This window comes from Trinickia sp. Z7 (assembly GCF_056498045.1).
This window is the reverse complement of record NZ_JAUEQW010000011.1, coordinates 145,150-162,764: the sequence shown is the minus strand read 5'-3', so window position 1 is coordinate 162,764 and position 17,615 is coordinate 145,150. Positions and strand designations below refer to the sequence as shown.

At 66.5% G+C, this 17,615-nt stretch carries 16 protein-coding genes; 11 read left to right on the top strand and 5 right to left on the bottom strand.

What is annotated here, in order from left to right; all coding sequences use genetic code 11:
- Positions 1-97: 97 nt before the first annotated feature.
- Complete coding sequence (locus QQS38_RS19005; RefSeq protein ID WP_479646895.1) at positions 98-1,306, top strand: 5-(carboxyamino)imidazole ribonucleotide synthase; 1,209 nt, start codon at positions 98-100, stop codon at positions 1,304-1,306.
- 29 nt (positions 1,307-1,335) lie between these two features.
- Positions 1,336-2,376 carry an L-threonylcarbamoyladenylate synthase gene (locus QQS38_RS19000; protein WP_479646894.1) on the top strand — a complete coding sequence of 347 codons (1,041 nt, stop codon included), beginning with the start codon at positions 1,336-1,338 and terminating at the stop codon, positions 2,374-2,376.
- A gap of 171 nt (positions 2,377-2,547) precedes the next feature.
- Here QQS38_RS19000 and QQS38_RS18995 read toward each other — a convergent pair whose 3' ends face one another.
- From QQS38_RS18995 to dacB, 3 genes are all read right to left on the bottom strand, one after another.
- Positions 2,548-3,675 (bottom strand): SGNH/GDSL hydrolase family protein, encoded by a 1,128-nt coding sequence (locus tag QQS38_RS18995; protein WP_479646893.1) that lies wholly within the window; start codon positions 3,673-3,675, stop codon positions 2,548-2,550.
- A gap of 5 nt (positions 3,676-3,680) precedes the next feature.
- Positions 3,681-4,583: a sterol desaturase family protein gene (locus QQS38_RS18990; RefSeq protein ID WP_479646892.1), complete on the bottom strand. Its 903-nt coding sequence runs from the start codon at positions 4,581-4,583 to the stop codon at positions 3,681-3,683.
- 218 nt (positions 4,584-4,801) lie between these two features.
- Complete coding sequence (gene dacB / locus QQS38_RS18985; protein ID WP_479646891.1) at positions 4,802-6,394, bottom strand: D-alanyl-D-alanine carboxypeptidase/D-alanyl-D-alanine endopeptidase; 1,593 nt, start codon at positions 6,392-6,394, stop codon at positions 4,802-4,804.
- A 171-nt stretch (positions 6,395-6,565) separates the two neighbouring features.
- Between dacB and QQS38_RS18980 the strand changes: the two genes are divergently transcribed.
- From QQS38_RS18980 to QQS38_RS18955, 6 genes are all read left to right on the top strand, one after another.
- Entirely contained in the window at positions 6,566-7,225 is a 660-nt protein-coding gene (locus QQS38_RS18980; RefSeq protein WP_479646890.1) for a response regulator, read from the top strand.
- Between the two features lie 53 nt (positions 7,226-7,278).
- Positions 7,279-8,583 (top strand): ATP-binding protein, encoded by a 1,305-nt coding sequence (locus QQS38_RS18975; RefSeq protein WP_479646889.1) that lies wholly within the window; start codon positions 7,279-7,281, stop codon positions 8,581-8,583.
- 183 nt (positions 8,584-8,766) lie between these two features.
- Positions 8,767-10,263: a DegQ family serine endoprotease gene (locus QQS38_RS18970; RefSeq protein ID WP_479646888.1), complete on the top strand. Its 1,497-nt coding sequence runs from the start codon at positions 8,767-8,769 to the stop codon at positions 10,261-10,263.
- 129 nt (positions 10,264-10,392) lie between these two features.
- A complete protein-coding gene (locus QQS38_RS18965) occupies positions 10,393-10,884 on the top strand; it encodes a peptidase associated/transthyretin-like domain-containing protein (RefSeq protein ID WP_479646887.1) in 492 nt (163 codons plus the stop codon).
- A 121-nt stretch (positions 10,885-11,005) separates the two neighbouring features.
- Positions 11,006-11,371: a DUF427 domain-containing protein gene (locus QQS38_RS18960; RefSeq protein ID WP_479646886.1), complete on the top strand. Its 366-nt coding sequence runs from the start codon at positions 11,006-11,008 to the stop codon at positions 11,369-11,371.
- 28 nt (positions 11,372-11,399) lie between these two features.
- Positions 11,400-12,191: a CoxG family protein gene (locus tag QQS38_RS18955; RefSeq protein WP_479646885.1), complete on the top strand. Its 792-nt coding sequence runs from the start codon at positions 11,400-11,402 to the stop codon at positions 12,189-12,191.
- 40 nt (positions 12,192-12,231) lie between these two features.
- Here QQS38_RS18955 and QQS38_RS18950 read toward each other — a convergent pair whose 3' ends face one another.
- Positions 12,232-13,212 (bottom strand): helix-turn-helix domain-containing protein, encoded by a 981-nt coding sequence (locus QQS38_RS18950; protein ID WP_479646884.1) that lies wholly within the window; start codon positions 13,210-13,212, stop codon positions 12,232-12,234.
- Positions 13,213-13,432: 220 nt separating this feature from the next.
- Here QQS38_RS18950 and QQS38_RS18945 point away from each other — a divergent pair, with 220 nt between their 5' ends.
- Together QQS38_RS18945 and QQS38_RS18940 are read left to right on the top strand one after the other, a co-directional pair.
- On the top strand, positions 13,433-14,074 hold the full coding sequence (locus tag QQS38_RS18945) for a cysteine hydrolase family protein (protein ID WP_479646883.1): 642 nt from the start codon (positions 13,433-13,435) through the stop codon (positions 14,072-14,074).
- Positions 14,075-14,224: 150 nt separating this feature from the next.
- Positions 14,225-15,238 (top strand): hypothetical protein, encoded by a 1,014-nt coding sequence (locus QQS38_RS18940; RefSeq protein WP_479646882.1) that lies wholly within the window; start codon positions 14,225-14,227, stop codon positions 15,236-15,238.
- 51 nt (positions 15,239-15,289) lie between these two features.
- Here the strand turns inward: QQS38_RS18940 and QQS38_RS18935 are convergent, their stop codons facing one another.
- The gene (locus QQS38_RS18935) at positions 15,290-15,943 is read right to left on the bottom strand and encodes a TetR family transcriptional regulator (RefSeq protein WP_479646881.1); all 654 of its coding nucleotides are present in this window, start codon (positions 15,941-15,943) and stop codon (positions 15,290-15,292) included.
- Positions 15,944-16,359: 416 nt separating this feature from the next.
- Here QQS38_RS18935 and QQS38_RS18930 point away from each other — a divergent pair, with 416 nt between their 5' ends.
- Complete coding sequence (locus QQS38_RS18930; protein WP_479646880.1) at positions 16,360-17,607, top strand: efflux RND transporter periplasmic adaptor subunit; 1,248 nt, start codon at positions 16,360-16,362, stop codon at positions 17,605-17,607.
- Positions 17,608-17,615 lie beyond the last annotated feature (8 nt).

Here is a 17,615-nt window from a genome sequence, read left to right as displayed (position 1 = left end):
GTGACGGCGGGCCCCTTCACCGGTCCCGTTTTCGCGACCATGGCTTCCCGTCCCGCTGCAGTTCCATGAGCCGCGGGCGTGACCGATCGACTCCAAGATGAATCAAGAGAACACCCCCGTTTCACCGATCATGCCCGGCGCTTGGCTCGGGATGGTCGGCGGCGGCCAACTCGGCCGCATGTTCTGCTTCGCGGCCCAGGCAATGGGCTACCGCGTGGCCGTGCTCGATCCCGACGAGGCGAGTCCCGCCGGTAGCGTGGCCGATCGGCACGTGCGCGCCGCCTATACCGACGAAGCGGCGCTGACCGAGCTGGCGCGCCTGTGCGCGGCCGTGTCGACCGAATTCGAGAACGTGCCGGCCGCGAGCCTGGACTTTTTGGCCCGCACGACGTTCGTCAGCCCCGCCGGACGCTGCGTGGCAATCGCTCAAGACCGGATTGCCGAAAAGCGCTTCATCGCCGAGGCAGGGGTGCCGGTCGCGCCGTACGTTGCGATCGAGTCGTCCGATGCGTTCGCCGCCATCGACGACGCGGCGCTCGCAGCCGTGCTGCCTGGCATTTTGAAGACGGCGCGGCTCGGCTACGACGGCAAAGGCCAAGTGCGCGTCGCGAGCGTCGACGAAGCGCGCGAGGCTTACAGTGCGCTCGGCGGCGTCCCGTGCGTGTTGGAAAAGCGGTTACCGCTGAAATACGAGGTGTCCGCGCTCATCGCCCGCGGCGCCAATGGCGCGACGGCCGTCTATGCGCTCGCGCAAAACCTTCACCGCGGCGGCGTGCTCGCGCTGACGGTGGTGCCCGCCCCCGATGCGTCGCCCGCGCTTGTCGAGCGGGCGCAATTGGCCGCGGTCAGTATCGCCGAGAAGCTCGACTATGTCGGCGTGCTCTGCGTCGAGTTTTTCGTGCTCGAAGACGGCTCGCTCGTCGCGAACGAAATGGCGCCGCGCCCGCACAATTCCGGCCACTACACGGTCGATGCCTGCGCGGCGAGCCAATTCGAGCAGCAGGTGCGCGCGATGACGGGCATGCCGCTCGGCGATACGCGTCAGCATTCGCCCGCGGTCATGCTCAATATTCTCGGAGACGTCTGGTTTCCCGCCAGCCCGAAGGGCGGAGCCGGCACGACGCCCATCACGCCGCCTTGGCACGAGGTGGCGGCGATGCCGGCCGCGCGCTTGCATCTGTATGGCAAGGAAGAAGCGCGGCCCGGGCGTAAGATGGGGCATGTGAATTTCACCGCTGCAACGCTCGACGAAGCGCGCACGGCGGCGCGCGATTGCGCGCGCTTGCTGCACATCTCGCTCGCCTGAGCGCGCGGTCCAGTCCAGGCGCAGCAACGATGTCAACCCGCCCCACTTCTCCCGGCGCACCGACGGTTTCCGACGCGCAAATCGACGAAGCCGCTGCGATGCTCGATGCGGGCAAGCTCGTTGCGTTTCCGACCGAGACCGTCTACGGCCTTGGCGGCGACGCCGAGAGCCCGGCTGCCGTCGCACGTATCTACTCTGCGAAGGGGCGGCCGGCGAACCATCCGGTGATCGTGCATCTCGCGCCGCACGGCGATCCCCAATATTGGGTGGCGCATTTGCCCGCCGATGCGCAAAAGCTGATCGACGCATTTTGGCCGGGTCCGCTCACGCTGATTCTCGAACGCGCGGCGCGTATCCCCGATGCCGTGAGCGGGGGGCAAGCCTCCGTCGGCTTGCGCTGCCCGTCGCACCCCGTTGCGCAGAGGCTGCTTGCGGCGTTCAGCGCGCGGCGCGGCGGCCATGGGGGGGTGGCGGCGCCCTCCGCCAACCGTTTCGGGCACGTGAGCCCGACCACGGCGCAGCACGTGCGCGACGAATTCGGCGCAGCGATTCACGTGCTGGACGGCGGCCCCTGCGACGTGGGGATCGAATCGACGATCCTCGATCTTTCGCGGGGCTTTCCTGCGTTACTGCGCCCGGGGCGGGTGACGCCGCTAGAGATCGCCGCGGTGCTGGGCGTCGCGCCAAGGCTGCCCGACGGCAGCGACGCGACCGCGCCGCGCGCGTCGGGCACCCTCAAGGCGCATTACGCGCCGCGCACGCCGCTCGCGCTGTTGCCGTTCGCGGCGCTCGAACCAATGCTGGGCGAGGCCGGCGCGACGGGCGTGCGCGTCGCCTTGGTTGCCCGCGCTTCGCGCGCCGGCACATGGGCGGACGCGTCCAACGTTCATTTCATCGCGGCGCCCGAAGATCCGCATCTCTACGCGCGCGAGCTCTACGGCTTGCTGCGCGCGCTCGATCGTGCGCAGGTGGCCCGCATCTTCGTCGAAAAACTCCCCGACACGCCCGAATGGATCGCGGTCAACGACCGGCTCGGCCGCGCGGCCGCGGCCTTCACGTCCGACGCATAGGGCCGTGCGCCCCTTGTCGGCATAGGCGGGCGGGCCGATACGAAGCAAAACGCCCGGTTTCGCGGGAGCGCAAAACCGGGCGTCGGTCGGGCAGGGCCTTCTCCACCCATTTCAAACAGCATGCCGCGTCGTGGCCGGGCGAGGCGAGTTGCGCCCCGCCTTGCTCTCCGATTACTTGCCGATGCCGGCTGCAGCGATCTGCCTTTCGACCTGCTGCGCGAACAACGCGTGCAGGCGCGTCGTCGGGTGCACGCTGTCGGCGAACATATAGCTCTGATCGGCCCCGGCCACCGTGTACATCTGCGGCGAGCAGAACAGCGACGAGGCGAGCGAGGCGCCGAACTGTGCCGGCGTCATGCCGTTCAGGACGCTCGGGTTGGCCTGGCCGTAGGCGGTGGCCGAGGAAGCCATTTTCGTCAGATTGCAGGCGGTGCCCGTATTGGCGACGGCGAAACCGTTGGCCGTCGCGTTCGCCGACATGTTGTCGATGAACGAATAGGCGTCGACGTAGATCACCTTGTTCAGGATGCCGCCCTGCGTCATGGCCGTGGTGAGCGTCAGATTGAACGCTTGGCTCAATTGCGTGAGCAGCGCGCCGCCGTCCGCCGACGACAAGCCGAGCGGCGTCTTGCCGATATCGGGCACGTTCACGAGCACGACCTTCGTCGCGCCGTTTTGCAGCAGCGTGCCGACGGCGCCGGCGAGCGCGATTGCCGCGTTCTCGACGGCGACGACTTGCGTCGCCGCGCTGGCCGGATTGGCGGCGATGATTGCAGCAGCCGTGAAGATGTCGTTGGGGCCGCCTTGAATCATCACGAGCTGGTTGCCGTTGAAGCTGCCGTGCGCGCTCAGGTAGTTTTGAATCTGCGTCGTGATCGGCACCGTGCTCAGAACCGGGCTGCCGACGCCGGGTTGCAGCGCGACGCGTGCGCCGCCTTGTGCGTAGCCTAGGCCCGACTGCGCCGTGGGCGTGGCCATCGTGAAGCCCCCGGAGTAAGCGGGCGTGATCGAACTACCGTAGTACGCGGCGACATCTTCGACCCAAATCGAGCCCGGGTTCGTCGTGAACTCGCCGCCGCCGAAGTTGGCCTTCGCGTACCAGGCGTAGGTGCCGACGTCGGAGAGACTGTCGCCGAACGAGACGGCCTGCAGCGCCACGCCGCTCGGCGGCGTCGAACTGGCCGGCGTCGAGCTGCCACCGCCGCCGCAAGCTGCGAGCAGCGCGAACGCCGCGCTCGCGATCGCGCTTTGCGCCAGGCGCAGCCAAGTGCTTTTTCGTGTCTTCTTACCGTGTTCCATCGACTTCATCTCCTCGTGTATGCGGCATGGCCGTGATCTGGTGTGTATTGCGCTCGCGCCGCGTGGTAAGCCGTCGCCCATTCGGGCGGTCCGAAGATCGCGCGCAGTTTATCGGCAAAGCAGGGCGCGTGCATCGCGTCGGCGAGCATCGAGCGCCACTCGTGGAAAGTGGCCGTCAAAGGGTTGTATGTGCGCAGCGGTTCGACGATGCCGTACTGCGGCGCATCGTTTTCGTCCTCGGGCGCATAGGTGCCGAATATCCTGTCCCAGATGACGAGGACGCCCGCAAAGTTGCGATCGATGTAACGCGGGTTGCGGGCATGATGGCAGCGGTGAATCGAGGGCGTGTTGAGCACGTATTCGAGCCAGCCCAAGCGGCCGATCGTCTGCGTATGGACAAAAAATTGGAATGCCAGATTGACGAGGACGATCGCGATGATCTGGTTCGGCTCGAAGCCAAGCAGCGCAAGCGGCGTCCAAAACACCCACATGCCGGCGATGGGGTACATGAGGCTTTGCCGGAATGCCGTCGATAGATTGAGACGCTCGGAAGAATGGTGGACGACATGCGCGGCCCAAAACCAGCGGATGCGGTGGCTGCACCGGTGAAACACGTAATACAGCAGGTCTTGGGCCAGGAATAGCACCGCGAACGAGAACCACCCGCCGTGCCAGGTAAAGAGCCGGAAATGCGCATAGACGTATGCGTAGAAAGGCACGACGGCAAGCCAGGCGAGCTTGTCGGCGCCCTGATGCATCAGCGCCAGCGCGGCGTTGCACAGCGTGTCGGGCCAACTGTAGAGCCGGTCGGCCCGGCGTGTGCGCACGAGGTGCCATGCCTCCCAGCCGATGCATGCGAGAAAGACGGGCGCCATAGCGAGCAGAAGCAATTCGGCGTCGAATTGCATGACGTCTTCCTCCTTCGTGTCTCGTAGTTATGGATGCCTGGGTCCTCGCAGCATGCGCGGCGGCCTTGCCGCCGGCGTGTGGGACATACGCCTCCATCCGCTCGCACGCCGATCGTTGCCCGACAGCGTACACGCTAGCGCCGTGGCCGGCGTCATTTGATCGTAGAAGAAATATTCGGTGGGCGGGGCCCTTGGCAGCCCCGCCTAATGCTCGGTGGCTAGCGCAATCCCCGATAGACCCATTCGAGCAGCGCGTCATGGGCGGCGCGCGCTCCGCCGGCGCGCTTGTCGTTGATGAAGCTGACCACCACGTAGCTTTGGCCGTCCGCGGCCGCGACATAGCCTGCGATCGCACGTACGTCGTTGAGCGTGCCCGTCTTGATGTGGGCATTGCCGAGCACCGGCTCGCTGCGCAGCCGATTGCGCATGGTGCCGTCCACGCCCGCGACGGGCAGCGATGCGACGAACACCTGCGCGACGGGGCTTGCGTTCGCGTTTTGCAGCAGGTCCGCCAGCGATTTCGCGCTGATGTGTTCCTCGCGCGAGAGGCCGGAGCCGTTCGCGAGCGTGAGCTCGGGCATCTCGAGCGCTTGAGTGCGCAGAAACCGTTCGATCACGGCGGTGGACTTCGTGGGCGTGGCGGGCGGCTTGTCCACGACGGCGCCGATCGTCAGGAACAGATTGCGCGCCATGACGTTGTTGCTGAACTTGTTGATGTCGCGCACGACGTCCGACAGGACGGGGCCGCGGTGCGTAGCGACCAGCCGCGCGCCGGAGGGGACCGGCCCTTCGTGCGTCGTGCCTGCGAACGACCCCCCTACCGAGCGCCATAGCGCGAGAAAGCCGCCCGCGAAGAAGGCCGTGTGATCGAGCATGGCGAGATTGATCGTGCGCGGCCCGCAGCGCAAGGGGTAGTCGCCCGAAAACAATGCATCGACGGTGCCGTCCTGCCGGCGCGTGACGCTCGGCGTGAGCGCCGTGTCCACGCCGACGCATGCGCCGGCGCTCGCGTGCAGGGTGTTGTCGATCTGCAGTTGCGCGAGCGCCGGAATGACGTCGATCGCAACGCTGCCGTCGGGCGACGGCGTGAGCGTGAACGACAGCGATTTGAACGCGTAGAGCAGCGGGTCGGGGCCGACGTTGTACGGCGCTTCCGTATCGTCGTCGAAGGGCGGCAAATCGCGCGTCGACGGATCGAAAAAGCGCTTGTCGAGGACGAGTGCGCCGTCGACCCCGTTGATGCCGGCTTGGCGGATTTTATCGACTAGATCGATGAGTTCCTCCGGCACGAGCTTCGGATCGCCCGTGCCCTGGATGTAAAGGTTGCCGTGCAAGATGCCGTTGCGGTCCAATTCGCCGTCGGTATAGGCGCTCGTGCGCCAGCGGTAGTCGGCGCCGAGCACCGACAGGCCCGCGTATGTCGTGACGAGCTTCATGGTCGATGCCGGCAGCATCGGCGTTTGCGCGTTCAGGGCGACGAGCGGCGTGCGATCGCCGATGCGCTCGACGACGACGCTGACCGACGAAAGCGGCACGTCCGCGCGCTTGAGCGCATTGGTGACCGACGCGGGCAACTGCGCCACGACGGGGGCGTGGGCATGACGCCGCAATTTGCGGGCGTCGGCCGGGGCGGCCGCGGCCAGGGCGATGGCCGTGATGAGCGCGCATGCCGCGTGCCAACGAGCATGGCCGTGCGGCGGGCACGCGCCGGTCGCGGCGGACGGATCGAGCGCGGGACGGCGAGAGAAACAGCGAAACGAAGCGAGAACGGGGAGGCGGCGAATCGACGGAAATAGTGAAGCGATCGTCATGGAGGATTGCGCAAAAAGCCGATGGCGAGGGCGCGGCGCGCGGGATGCGACGCGGCGAGCGCATATTGTAGGGCGCGCGCGGCGGGAGCAGCGCGGGAAGTTTCCGGATCGGACCCGCTAGAATGCGCGTATGTGGATCGACTCGGAAGTGCCGAGACTGAGTGTGAGGCGATGCGAATACTGCTAGTCGAAGACGACCGGATGATCGCCGAGGGCGTGCGCAAGGCGTTACGCGGCGAAGGCTTCGCGGTCGATTGGGTGCAAGACGGCGAGGCTGCGCTCACCGCGGCGGGCGCCGAGACCTACGATCTCGCGCTGCTCGATTTGGGCCTGCCCAAGCGCGACGGGCTCGACGTGTTGCGCGCATTGCGCGCGCGCGGCAATGCGTTGCCCGTGTTGATCGTGACGGCGCGCGACGCCGTGGCCGATCGCGTGAAGGGGCTCGACGCCGGCGCCGACGACTATCTCGTCAAGCCGTTCGACCTCGACGAGCTCGGCGCGCGCATGCGCGCCCTCATTCGACGCCAAGCCGGCCGGTGCGAGTCCGTGATACGGCACGGTCCTCTGACGCTCGATTCGTCCGCGCACCAAGTCACGCTGAATGGGGCGCCGGTCGCCCTCTCGGCGCGCGAGTTCGCGTTGCTCGAAGCGCTGCTGGCGCGGCCGGGCGCAGTGCTCTCCAAGACCCAGCTCGAAGAGAAGATGTACGGCTGGGGCGAGGAGATCGGCAGCAACACCGTCGAGGTGTACATCCACGCGCTGCGCAAGAAGCTCGGCGCGGATCTGATCCGCAACGTGCGCGGCCTTGGCTACATGATCGCCAAAGATTAGGGCGGGGACGCCACGCTTCGCACTGCACCGCAAACCGAGGAACCGACGTCTCGATGCAATCCATTCGCCGTCAATTGCTGTTTTGGCTGCTCGGAATCGTGCTGGCCGGCGTCGGCCTGGCAGGCTGGCTCATTTACCGGCAGGCTTTGGCCGAGGCCAACGAGCTATTCGATTACCAACTGCAGGAAATCGCCGCTGCGTTGCCGTCCGAGCCGTTCGCGCAGATTTTCGGCGCTCACAACGACGCCGACGAGGGCATCGTCATTCAGATCTGGAGCCGCACGGGCGCGCTCATGTACTACTCGCATCCGCGCGCGCCGCTGGCTCCGCGCGCGGAGCTCGGGTTTTCGACCGAACGCACGGACCGGGGCGATTGGCGCGTGTACGGCGCCATCGTCGGCGACAACGTCGTGCAACTCGCGCAGCCGTTGTCCGTGCGCAATCGTCTCGCGGCCAACGTCGCCTTGCGCACGTTGTGGCCGCTGATCGTCTTGTTGCCGTTTCTCGGCGCAGCCGTTTGGGGTGTCGTCGGACGCGGGCTCGCGCCGCTCGCGCGCGTCACGCGCGCGCTCGACGCGCGCCGGCCCGAGGCGCTCGACCCGCTGCCCGATGCGCGGCTGCCGCTCGAAGTGCGCCCGCTCGTGCGCGCCCTGAACGGGTTGCTTGCGCGCTTATCGTCGGCGCTGGACACGCAGCGCGCATTCGTCGCCGACGCCGCGCACGAGCTGCGCACGCCGCTGGCGGCCGTGCAGATTCAATCGCAACTCGTCGCGCGTGCGCGAGACGCCGATGCGCGCAAAGAGGCGCTGGCCGACCTGCAGGCGGGGGTGACGCGCGCGACGCGCCTGGCCGAGCAATTGCTCGCATTGGCGCGGGCGGAGCCCGATGCGAACGCCGTCAAGGAAGCCGTCGATCTGCGCGCGCTGCTTGCCGATTGCGTCGCCGCGCATGCGCCCATCGCCGAGCGCCGCGGCATCGATCTCGGCTTCGAGGGGGCGCAAGCGGCCACCGTCTCGGGCGACGCCGATTCACTGCGCGTCATGTTCGGCAATCTGCTCGACAACGCCGTCAAATACACGCCGGCCGGCGGCCGGATCGATGTGACGCTTGCCGCGCGAGCGGACGGCGGCGGCGCATGCGTGCGGATTGCCGACAGCGGGCCCGGCATTCCGGCCGATGAGCGCGACCGCGTATTCGACCGCTTTTATCGCGACGCGTCGGCGCGAGCGCGCACCGACGTATCGGGCAGCGGGCTCGGACTCGCGATCGTCAAGCGCGTCGCCAAGCAGCATGGCGCCGTCGTCGAACTCGGCGATGCGCCGCTCGGCGGCCTGCTCGTCACGGTGAACTTTTCTTGAGGCGGAAGGTGGCGCGGCGCCTCCATGGCGCGGCGCCCGGGCGCCGAGAGACGGGCGGCGCGAGCCGGTCGGGCAACTGTCCCGCGGCGTTCCCCGGGCCGGCAATCGGACCCTTTCACCGTTAAGTCTCCTTTAAGACAGCCCTTTTACTCTGGCTCACATCAAGCAAGGAGGCCTTTTCCTATGAACGCAAGAACGCTATCCCGCGGCGCCGTGGCGATCGCTGTCGCCGCCGCGCTCTCGGCCGGCTACGTGGCCGGCACGCGTCACACCGATCCGCAAATCATCACGGCCGCGCAAGCCGCCGCGCTGATGCCGGCCGAGGCGGCCGCCAAAACGGGTATCCCCGACTTTTCCGGGCTCGTGGAAACGTACGGGCCGGCCGTCGTCAATATCAGCGCGAAGCATGTCGTGAAGCAGACGGCGCGCCGCTCGATGCAGCAACTGCCGGTCGATCCGAGCGATCCGTTCTACCAATTCTTCAAGCGGTTTTACGGCCAGTTCCCAGGCTTCGGCGGCAACGGCGGCGAAGAGGGCGGAGGCCAAGACGACACGCCTAGCGCGAGCCTCGGTTCGGGCTTCATCATCAGCAACGACGGCTACATCTTGACGAACGCGCACGTGGTCGATGGCGCCAACGTCGTCACGGTCAAGCTGACGGACAAGCGCGAATTCCGCGCGAAGGTGGTGGGCGCCGACAAGCAGTCGGACGTGGCGGTGCTCAAGATCAGCGCGGCGAATCTGCCTACCGTGAAGATCGGGGACCCGAATCAGAGCAAGGTCGGGCAATGGGTGGTGGCGATCGGCTCGCCGTACGGTTTCGACAATACGGTGACCTCGGGCATCATCAGCGCGAAGGCGCGCTCGCTGCCCAACGAGAATTACACGCCGTTCATCCAAACCGACGTGCCGGTCAATCCGGGCAATTCGGGCGGTCCGCTGTTCAATCTGCAAGGGCAGGTGATCGGGATCAATTCGATGATCTACTCGCAGACGGGCGGCTTCCAAGGGCTCTCGTTCGCGATTCCGATCGATGAAGCGATGCGGGTCAAGGACGAGCTCGTCAAAACCGGCCACGTCAGCCGCGGCAGGCTCGGCGTGGCGGTGCAGGGCGTGAATCAGACGCTGGCCGATTCCTTCGGCCTGCAAAAGCCCGTGGGCGCGCTCGTCAGCTCGGTCGATCCGGGCGGCCCGGCGGCCAAGGCGGGCTTGCAGGCCGGCGATGTGATCCTGGCCGTCAACGGCTCGCCCGTGAACGATTCGACCGATCTGCCCTCGCAGATCGCCAGCATGAAGCCCGGAGCCAAAGCCACACTCGACGTCTGGCGCGACAAGAGCAAGAAGCAGCTGACCGTGACGCTCGGCTCGCTGTCCGATACGAAAGTCGCCGATAGCGGCGGGCAGGCCACCGAGCAAGGCCGCCTCGGCGTCGCCGTGCGTGCGCTCACGCCGCAGGAGCGCAACGGCACGTCGCTCTCGCACGGGTTGCTCGTGCAGCAATCGAGCGGTCCGGCGGCCAGCGCGGGCATTCAGCCCGGCGACGTGATTCTCGCCGTGAACGGCCGCCCGGTCACCTCGGTCGAGCAGTTGCGGCAGGTCATCGCGAAAGCCGGCAATAGCGTCGCGCTGCTGATTCAACGCGACAACGCGCAGATCTTCGTCCCCGTCGATTTGGGCTGACCCTGGCGCGCGCCGTCCCATTGCTGGACGGCGCGCGGGAACGGGCCTTGCTCGCCTGTTCCTTTGAGCGCTACGGCCCGCTGGGGCGGTTTCCGGGCGATGAGCGCACGATCTAAAAGGAGCGATGCTATGAAAACGCAAATGAACCAGAAAACCGTCTTCGCCGCGGCTTTTGCCGCGCTCTCGTTCGGCGTGACGGGCGCAGCATTTGCGCAGAGTTCCGGCGTTGTCGGCGGCACGACCAGCGATATGACGAGCGCCGGCAACGAGAACGGCGGCGGGATGCCGCAAATCCAGCACGAGGGCGAGATCGCCTATGTGTCGGGCGGCGTGGGCAGCGACGAATCGGCGGCGCTCAAACGCGCCGAACGTCAATGGCCGCTCGCGATGCGTTTCACGGGCCCGGGCGCCGACTACCTCGCCGACGTTCACGTGCGCATCGTCGGCCCGCATGACTCGGAGGTTCTCCAAGCCGATTCGAAGGGGCCGTACATGCTGGTGAAGCTGCCCCCGGGCACCTATACGGTCCACGCGCGGTACAAGGACGAGGACCAAACTCGCCAGGTTCATGTCTCCAAGGGGCCGGGCGCCCGCGCCGATTTTCACTGGAACACGCAATAGCGCACAGTCCGGTCGCCACGCGGCCCGACTTTCGCAGATAATGAAGCCACGGGCGCCCGCTCGTGGCTTTTTTGTGCATCGCACACGGGCACCCGGCATACGCCTTGCGGGAGGAACTGCCATGACGAATGCCGATGCCTCACACCGAGTGGAAATCGAGCCGAACCACCATCGCTTGCGCGTCATCCATGGCGGCATCACCATCGCCGACACGCGGCGCGGGTTGACGGTGAGGGAAACGGGCTTGCCCGACGTCTTTTATTTTCCGCGCGAAGACATCAACATGACGCGGCTGCAACGGTCGCAAAGCACCTCGCACTGTCCGTACAAGGGCGATGCGTCGTACTTCCATTTGCTGACCGAAGAGGATGGGCCGGTCATGGATGCCGCCTGGAGCTACGAATCTCCGTTGCCGGGCGCCGAAGCGATCAAGGATTGTCTCGCGTTCTATTCGTCGCGCGTTGATCGCATCGACCAGACGTCCTAGTCGCCGCCAGGGCCATCGAGGAACCGCCATGGAATTGACCGATGCGCTGCGTATCCCGCTCGCCCCGTCAGCGGTTCGAGAGGCTTTGCAGGACATCGCGTTGTTGCGCGCCAGCCTCGAAAATTGTGAGGCGTTCAGCCGGTTGCCGAGCGGCGAGTATGCGCTGACGTTGACGGTGCCGCTCGGGCCGCTGCGCGCGCGCTACGCGGTGCGTGCGCATCTGGCCGGTTCCGACGCACGCCAGCTCGGTGCGGAAGGGCTGGTCGGCACCGATTCGCTGCATCGCACGTTGAACTTCAAGGCCTGTGCCGCGGGTGTCGGGTCGCTGCGCGGACAGATCGACGTGACGCTTTCCGACGACGGGCGCGTGCAAGCAAGTGGCGACCAGACCGGCGGCGAGGATCGGGAGGCGAATGAAACGCGCATCGACTATTCGGTTTGGGCGACGTTGACCGGGCCGCTCGCGGAGCTGCCGCCGCGGCAGATCGAAAACGCGCTTCACGATCTCGCCGACGATTTCTTCGCCGAATTCTGCGCGGTGGTCGAAGCCAAGCATGGCAGGCGGGCGAACCGCGCCGGGGGCGGCGTGCGGCGTCAGCATGTGTTTCTCCGGCCGATCAGCCTCGCGGGCCACGGGCGCAAGTTCTGGGAAAACGATGCGGCGGCCGCGCTCGGCGGCAGAGCGGGCACGCTGGCGTCGCTGCGCGGCGCACACGGGCTGCATCGCGCGTCGCCGCCTCAGGCGATGCCCGCCTGGGCCTGGGTGGTGGCTGTCGTACTCGTCGCCGTGTTGCTCTACGCGTCGCACTGGCTCGCTTGACCCGCCTTGACCCGCCAAGCCCGTACCCGGGCACGATGCGTCACGCCCCGCGGAATTCACGCCGGTAGTTCGATGGCGATGTCTTGAATGCCTCGGCGAAATGCTGGCGCAATGAGACGGCTGAGCCAAAGCCGGCCGCCTCGGCGATGCTATCGATGCTCTCGGTGGTCGTCTCGAGCAATTGCTGCGCGCGCGCGAGCCGCGCGGCGAGCAGCCATGCCCCCACCGTGGTGCCTGTCGCCAGCTTGAAGCGCCGCGTGAAGGTGCGGCGGCTCATCAATGCGCGCTCGGCAAGAGAATCGAGCGAATGCGACTCCCCCAGGTTCTGATGCGCCCATTCGAGCAGGGCCGACAGGCGATGGTCGCGCGCATCGACGCCGACGGGCTGCTCGACGAATTGCGCTTGGTTGCCCTGGCGATGCGGCGGCACGACCAGGCGCCGCGCGACGTAGTTGGCCGCGCGCGCACCGCAGCGGCGGCGCAGCAGATGTAGGCAGCAATCGAGACTGGCGGCGGTGCCGGCCGAAGTCAGCACGTCGCCGTCGTCGACATAGAGCACGGCCGCATCGACGCGAATCGACGGGTACCTGCGAGCGAAGGTCTCGGCCCACGCCCAATGGGTCGTCGCAGGCCGGCCGTCGAGCACGCCGGCCGCGGCGAGAACGAAGGCGCCCAGGCATAGCCCCACCATCAGCGCGCCGCGCGCGTGCGCCGCGCGCAGTGCGTCGACTAGCGCGTCGTGCGGTGTTTGGTGCGCATCGCGCCAGCTCGGCACGATGACGATGTCGGCCTCTTCGATCGCGTCGAGCCCGTGCGGGGCGGCAATCGTGAAACCCGCAGTCGTGCGCAGCGTGCAGGGCTCCGCAGCGCACACGCGCAGGTCGAAGCGGGGCACGCCGCCGCCGGCGTAGTCTTCGCCGAACACGAGGCAAGGCACGGACAGATGAAATGGGCTGATGCCGTCGAACGCGACCACGGCGACGACGGGCGGGCGGTCGGACAAGCGTGCAGCGAACGTCAAGGCGGCCTCCGGGCGCAAGGGGAACGACGGACAAGCAAAGAGAAAGAATGCAAAAGCGGTCTTGGAGCGTGTTGGCCCGATTTTATCGATATCTGGCTTTAGGGCCACTGTCGACGCCTACACGATCGGGGAACAATGAGGCTCATCCCGTCGCCGCGCCGCTACTTCGAATAAATAGCTAGGCGATGTCCTACAGTCGAGCATCGAAAGGAGAAGATCCATGACCACGTCCCCGCGCCGCGCACTGATCGTCATCGACGTTCAAAACGAATACGTCACCGGCGATTTGCCGATCGAATACCCGCCGGTGCAAGTTTCGCTCGCGAACATCGGCCGCGCGATCGACGCGGCGCATGCGCAAGCCGTGCCGGTGATCGTCGTGCAGCATATGTCGGCGCCCGACGCGCCGCTATTTGCGCGCGGTTCCGAGGGCGCCGCGTTGCATCCCGTCGTCGCTAGCCGCGCCTATGATCACCTGATCGAAAAGGGCCTGCCAAGCTCGTTCGCGGGCACGGACCTAGCCGATTGGCTTGCCGCGCGCGAGATCGATACGCTCGCGGTCGTCGGTTACATGACGCAGAACTGCAACATATCGACCGTGCTGCATGCTGCCCATGCAGGGATGAAGGTCGAGGTGCTCAACGATGCGACGGGCGCGCCGTCGTACGAGAACGAGGCCGGCTACGCGAGCGCGGAAGAGATCCACCGCACGTTCTCGGTGGTGATGCACGCTCGTTTTGCGGCGGTCGTCGGTACGGACGATTGGATTGCGGCGGTGAGCGATGGCAAGCCGATCGCGGGGGGCTCGATCGCGGCGTCGAACAAGAAGGCGCGCTCGCGCGCGGCTGTCGTCGTTCGATGAGGCCGAACGTCGAGCTGTCCAATCGATGAGCGGGTAGCCGCATAGAGTCGCACGAAGAGAGGGCAAGCGCTCATCATGAACGCTCACGAGGCAGTAGTGTCGGACGATCTGGCCGTCAAAAAGCATCATTCGATTCTTGGGAGAGTCCAAATGAAAACGCGCTGTCGATTTCCTTCGCGTGTGGTGGTCGCAAGCGCGATCGCTTGTTCATCGGCATTGGCAGGCTCCGGCATTGCGCACGCCGAGGACAGCGCCGTAACCTCACCGGTGTCGTTGGTTCCGGCGCAGCGAACGATCGATGCCTACGCGGTATTCGGCGATGGCGCCGCGAGCCGGGGCGGCGACATGCGTTGGCGTGCCTACGAAGTCGGCTTTGGCGATGCCCTTACCGATCGCCTCTCGGTTTTCGTGGCGTACTTGAACGAGGGGCACCCGACCGACCACCATCGCGACGGTTTCGCCGCGCTGGGCGCTTGGCGCTGGCCGATCGGCGAGCGCGTGGCATTGGAATTGTCCGCGGGTCCGTACTTCAGCATGGACACGACCCACGTCGATAACGAAACGCGCAACGAAAAGCGATGGGGCGTGCGCGCCTCGGCGGCCGTGCGGTACTACCTCGTCGCCAACCGCTTCTTTCTCAAGTTGCAGTACAACCACGTTCAGATGATCGACGGGTTCAATTCCGACGCGGTGCTGTTCGGTATCGGCTCGGATTTCGGCGGCGATCCTAGCCCGGCGCTATCGGACGGCAAGACCCAGGTAAGCGTTTGGGCCGGAACCTCACAGACCAATCGCCCTCAGGTTCCGATGGAAAAAGGCTACATGGTCGAAGTCAAGCGGCCGATCGACAACGCCTGGGCGTATTCGGCAAGCTTGATTTACGAAGGCAACAACGGCGTGGCGGGCAGGAGGGGAGGCGCGGCGCAGGTCTGGTATGTCGCGCCGCTCAAAGGCGGATGGACATTATCGGCAGGCGTGGGCCCGTACCTCTCCTACGATCGGGACGAGGCGTCGCACAAGACGCGGCTCGATGCATTGCTGAGCGCGCAGGCGAGCTACCAGGTGACGAAGGATTGGGCCGCGGCGGTGCGGTTCAATCGCGTCGCGACCGGCAACGACAAAGATCAAGACATGTTCATGGTGGGCTTGGCTCGCAACTTCTAACGCGACCGAGCGCGTACGGCAGGCCCGCGCCGCCGCCGCGCGTGCCCGCATTCAACCGCTCGCCGCTTGGGCCGGCTTGCGCAGCGCCGCGCTCGTGCGCAGGGCGTCGATGCACGCGTCGATGAAAGCATCCGTGTGCGAAGCGAATTCGACCGAAGCGGGCAGTAGCAGGGTGTCGCGCAAGCACCCGCCCACGACGGCGTGCAGATAGAGCGCGCCGCGGCGCGTATCGAGGTCGGCTGGCAGTTGCGCCTTCTCGACCGCAAGTAGCAAGTCCTGCTCGATCTTGCCCACGCCTTCGCGCATGCTGGTCTGATGGCGTTCCTTGACCGGTCCCATTTCATCGACGAATTCGCATTTCAGAAACAAGATGTCGAAGACGCGCCGGCGCCGCGCGTCGTCCGATGCCGCATGCAAACACCATTTCAACACCGTGGTGAGGCGGGCCAGCGGATCGTCGTCGGTGAGGTCGTCCGGCCGCGCGCCGAGTTCGTCCAGCGGTAACAGCACGCGGTCGAACATGGCCGTGAACAGATCCCCCTTGTTGGCGAAATGCCAGTAAATGGCGCCCCGCGTGACGCCCGCCTGCGCCGCGATATCGGCGAGCGACGTGCGCGATACGCCCTTGTCGTAAAAGACCTGCTCGGCCGCATCCAAGATGCGATTGCGTGTTTGCAGGGCTTCTTCCTTCGTTCGTCTGACCATTTTGCGAGCCCGTGGCGCGGGCGTGAGAGCGCGGAAGGGGCCGCCGCCGGCTGCTTTGCTACGAACTCGCCCGGAAAGGCAAGCGCGGCGCGGGCCTGGAATCTTGTGTAACAGATGCCATTTTACATACAGTCGAGTATGTATATACAATACGCCGCAGCGTTTGAAGCGCCGTGAGTGAAATCGCGGGTAATATCGTCAGTCGTTTGTGCGCGTAAGCCGGCCGTCGTTTGCCGTTGCTCGCGCGCTCCTTGCGCGGCTCGCGCGGCGCCCCCGATGCGGGGCGCGCGGGATCCTCGCCCATCGAACCGACATCAAGCGTCAAGCGTTTCGCGACGACCGTCGCGCTGCGCGCCTCGCGGGGAGAGGCGCGGCAGGATCATTTCGTTCCCAGCCAATAGACCAGAGGTTGCTCCATGCGTGTCCAACCGGTTCCATTTCGCTTAATCTGCGCCGCGACGGCGGCTGTCGCGCTCGCAGCGTGCGGACAGAAACCCTCGGCGCCGCCGCAGCAAACACCGGAAGTCGGCGTCTTCACCGTGCAGCCGAGCACCGTCCCGGTGGTCACCGAACTGCCGGGCCGCACCGGCGCGTTCCTCGTCGCCCAAGTGCGCGCGCGCGTGGACGGCATCGTGCAGCGGCGCGAATTCACCGAAGGCAGCGAGGTGAAGGCCGGCCAGCGGCTCTACAAGATCGACCCGGCGCCCTATCAAGCCGCGCTCAACAGCGCGAAGGCGACGCTCGCCAAGGCTCAAGCCAATCTCGCCACCACGACGGCGCAAGCGAATCGATACAAGGTGCTCGTGGCCGCCAACGCAGTCAGCAAGCAGGACTACGACAACGCGGTGGCCGCGCAGGGTCAGGCGCAGGCCGATGTCGCCGCCGGCAAGGCTTCGGTCGAAACGGCTCAGATCAATCTCGGCTACACCGATGTCGTCGCGCCGATCTCGGGCCGCACGGGGGTCTCTCAGGTTACGCCCGGCGCCTACGTCCAGGCGAGCCAAGCGACGCTGATGGATACGATCCAGCAACTCGATCCGATGTATGTCGATTTGACGCAATCGAGCCTCGATGGCCTGAAGCTGCGCCGCGACGTTCAGGAAGGGCGCTTGAAAACGACCGGCCCGGGCGCGGCGAAAGTCACGCTGATTCTCGAAGACGGCCGCCCCTATCCGCTGCCGGGCAAGTTGCAGTTCGCCGACGTGACGGTGGATCAATCGACCGGTTCCGTCACGATCCGCGCGCTGTTTCCGAACCCGAACCGCGTGCTGCTGCCCGGCATGTTCGTGCGCGCGCGCATCGAGGAAGGCGTGAACGAGCATGCGATGCTCGTGCCGCAGATCGGCGTGACGCACGACCAAAAGGGCACGCCGGTTGCGCTCGTGGTCGGCCCCGACAACAAGGTCGCGCCGCGCCAGCTCGTCACCTCGGGCATGCAAGGGCCCAATTGGATCGTCGATAGCGGCTTGGAACCGGGCGACCGCGTCATCGTGCAGGGCACGGAGAAGGTGCGTCCCGGCATGCAGGTGAAGAGCGTGCCGGCCCAGTTGCCGGCGGCCGCCGCCGGCGCCTCGGCCACGCCCGCGTCCGCCGCTTCGGGCGGCGGCGCGTCCGCGCCAGCCGGCGGCTCCGCCGCGCCGGCGTCCGGCGCGTCTGCAGGTTGATCACGGAG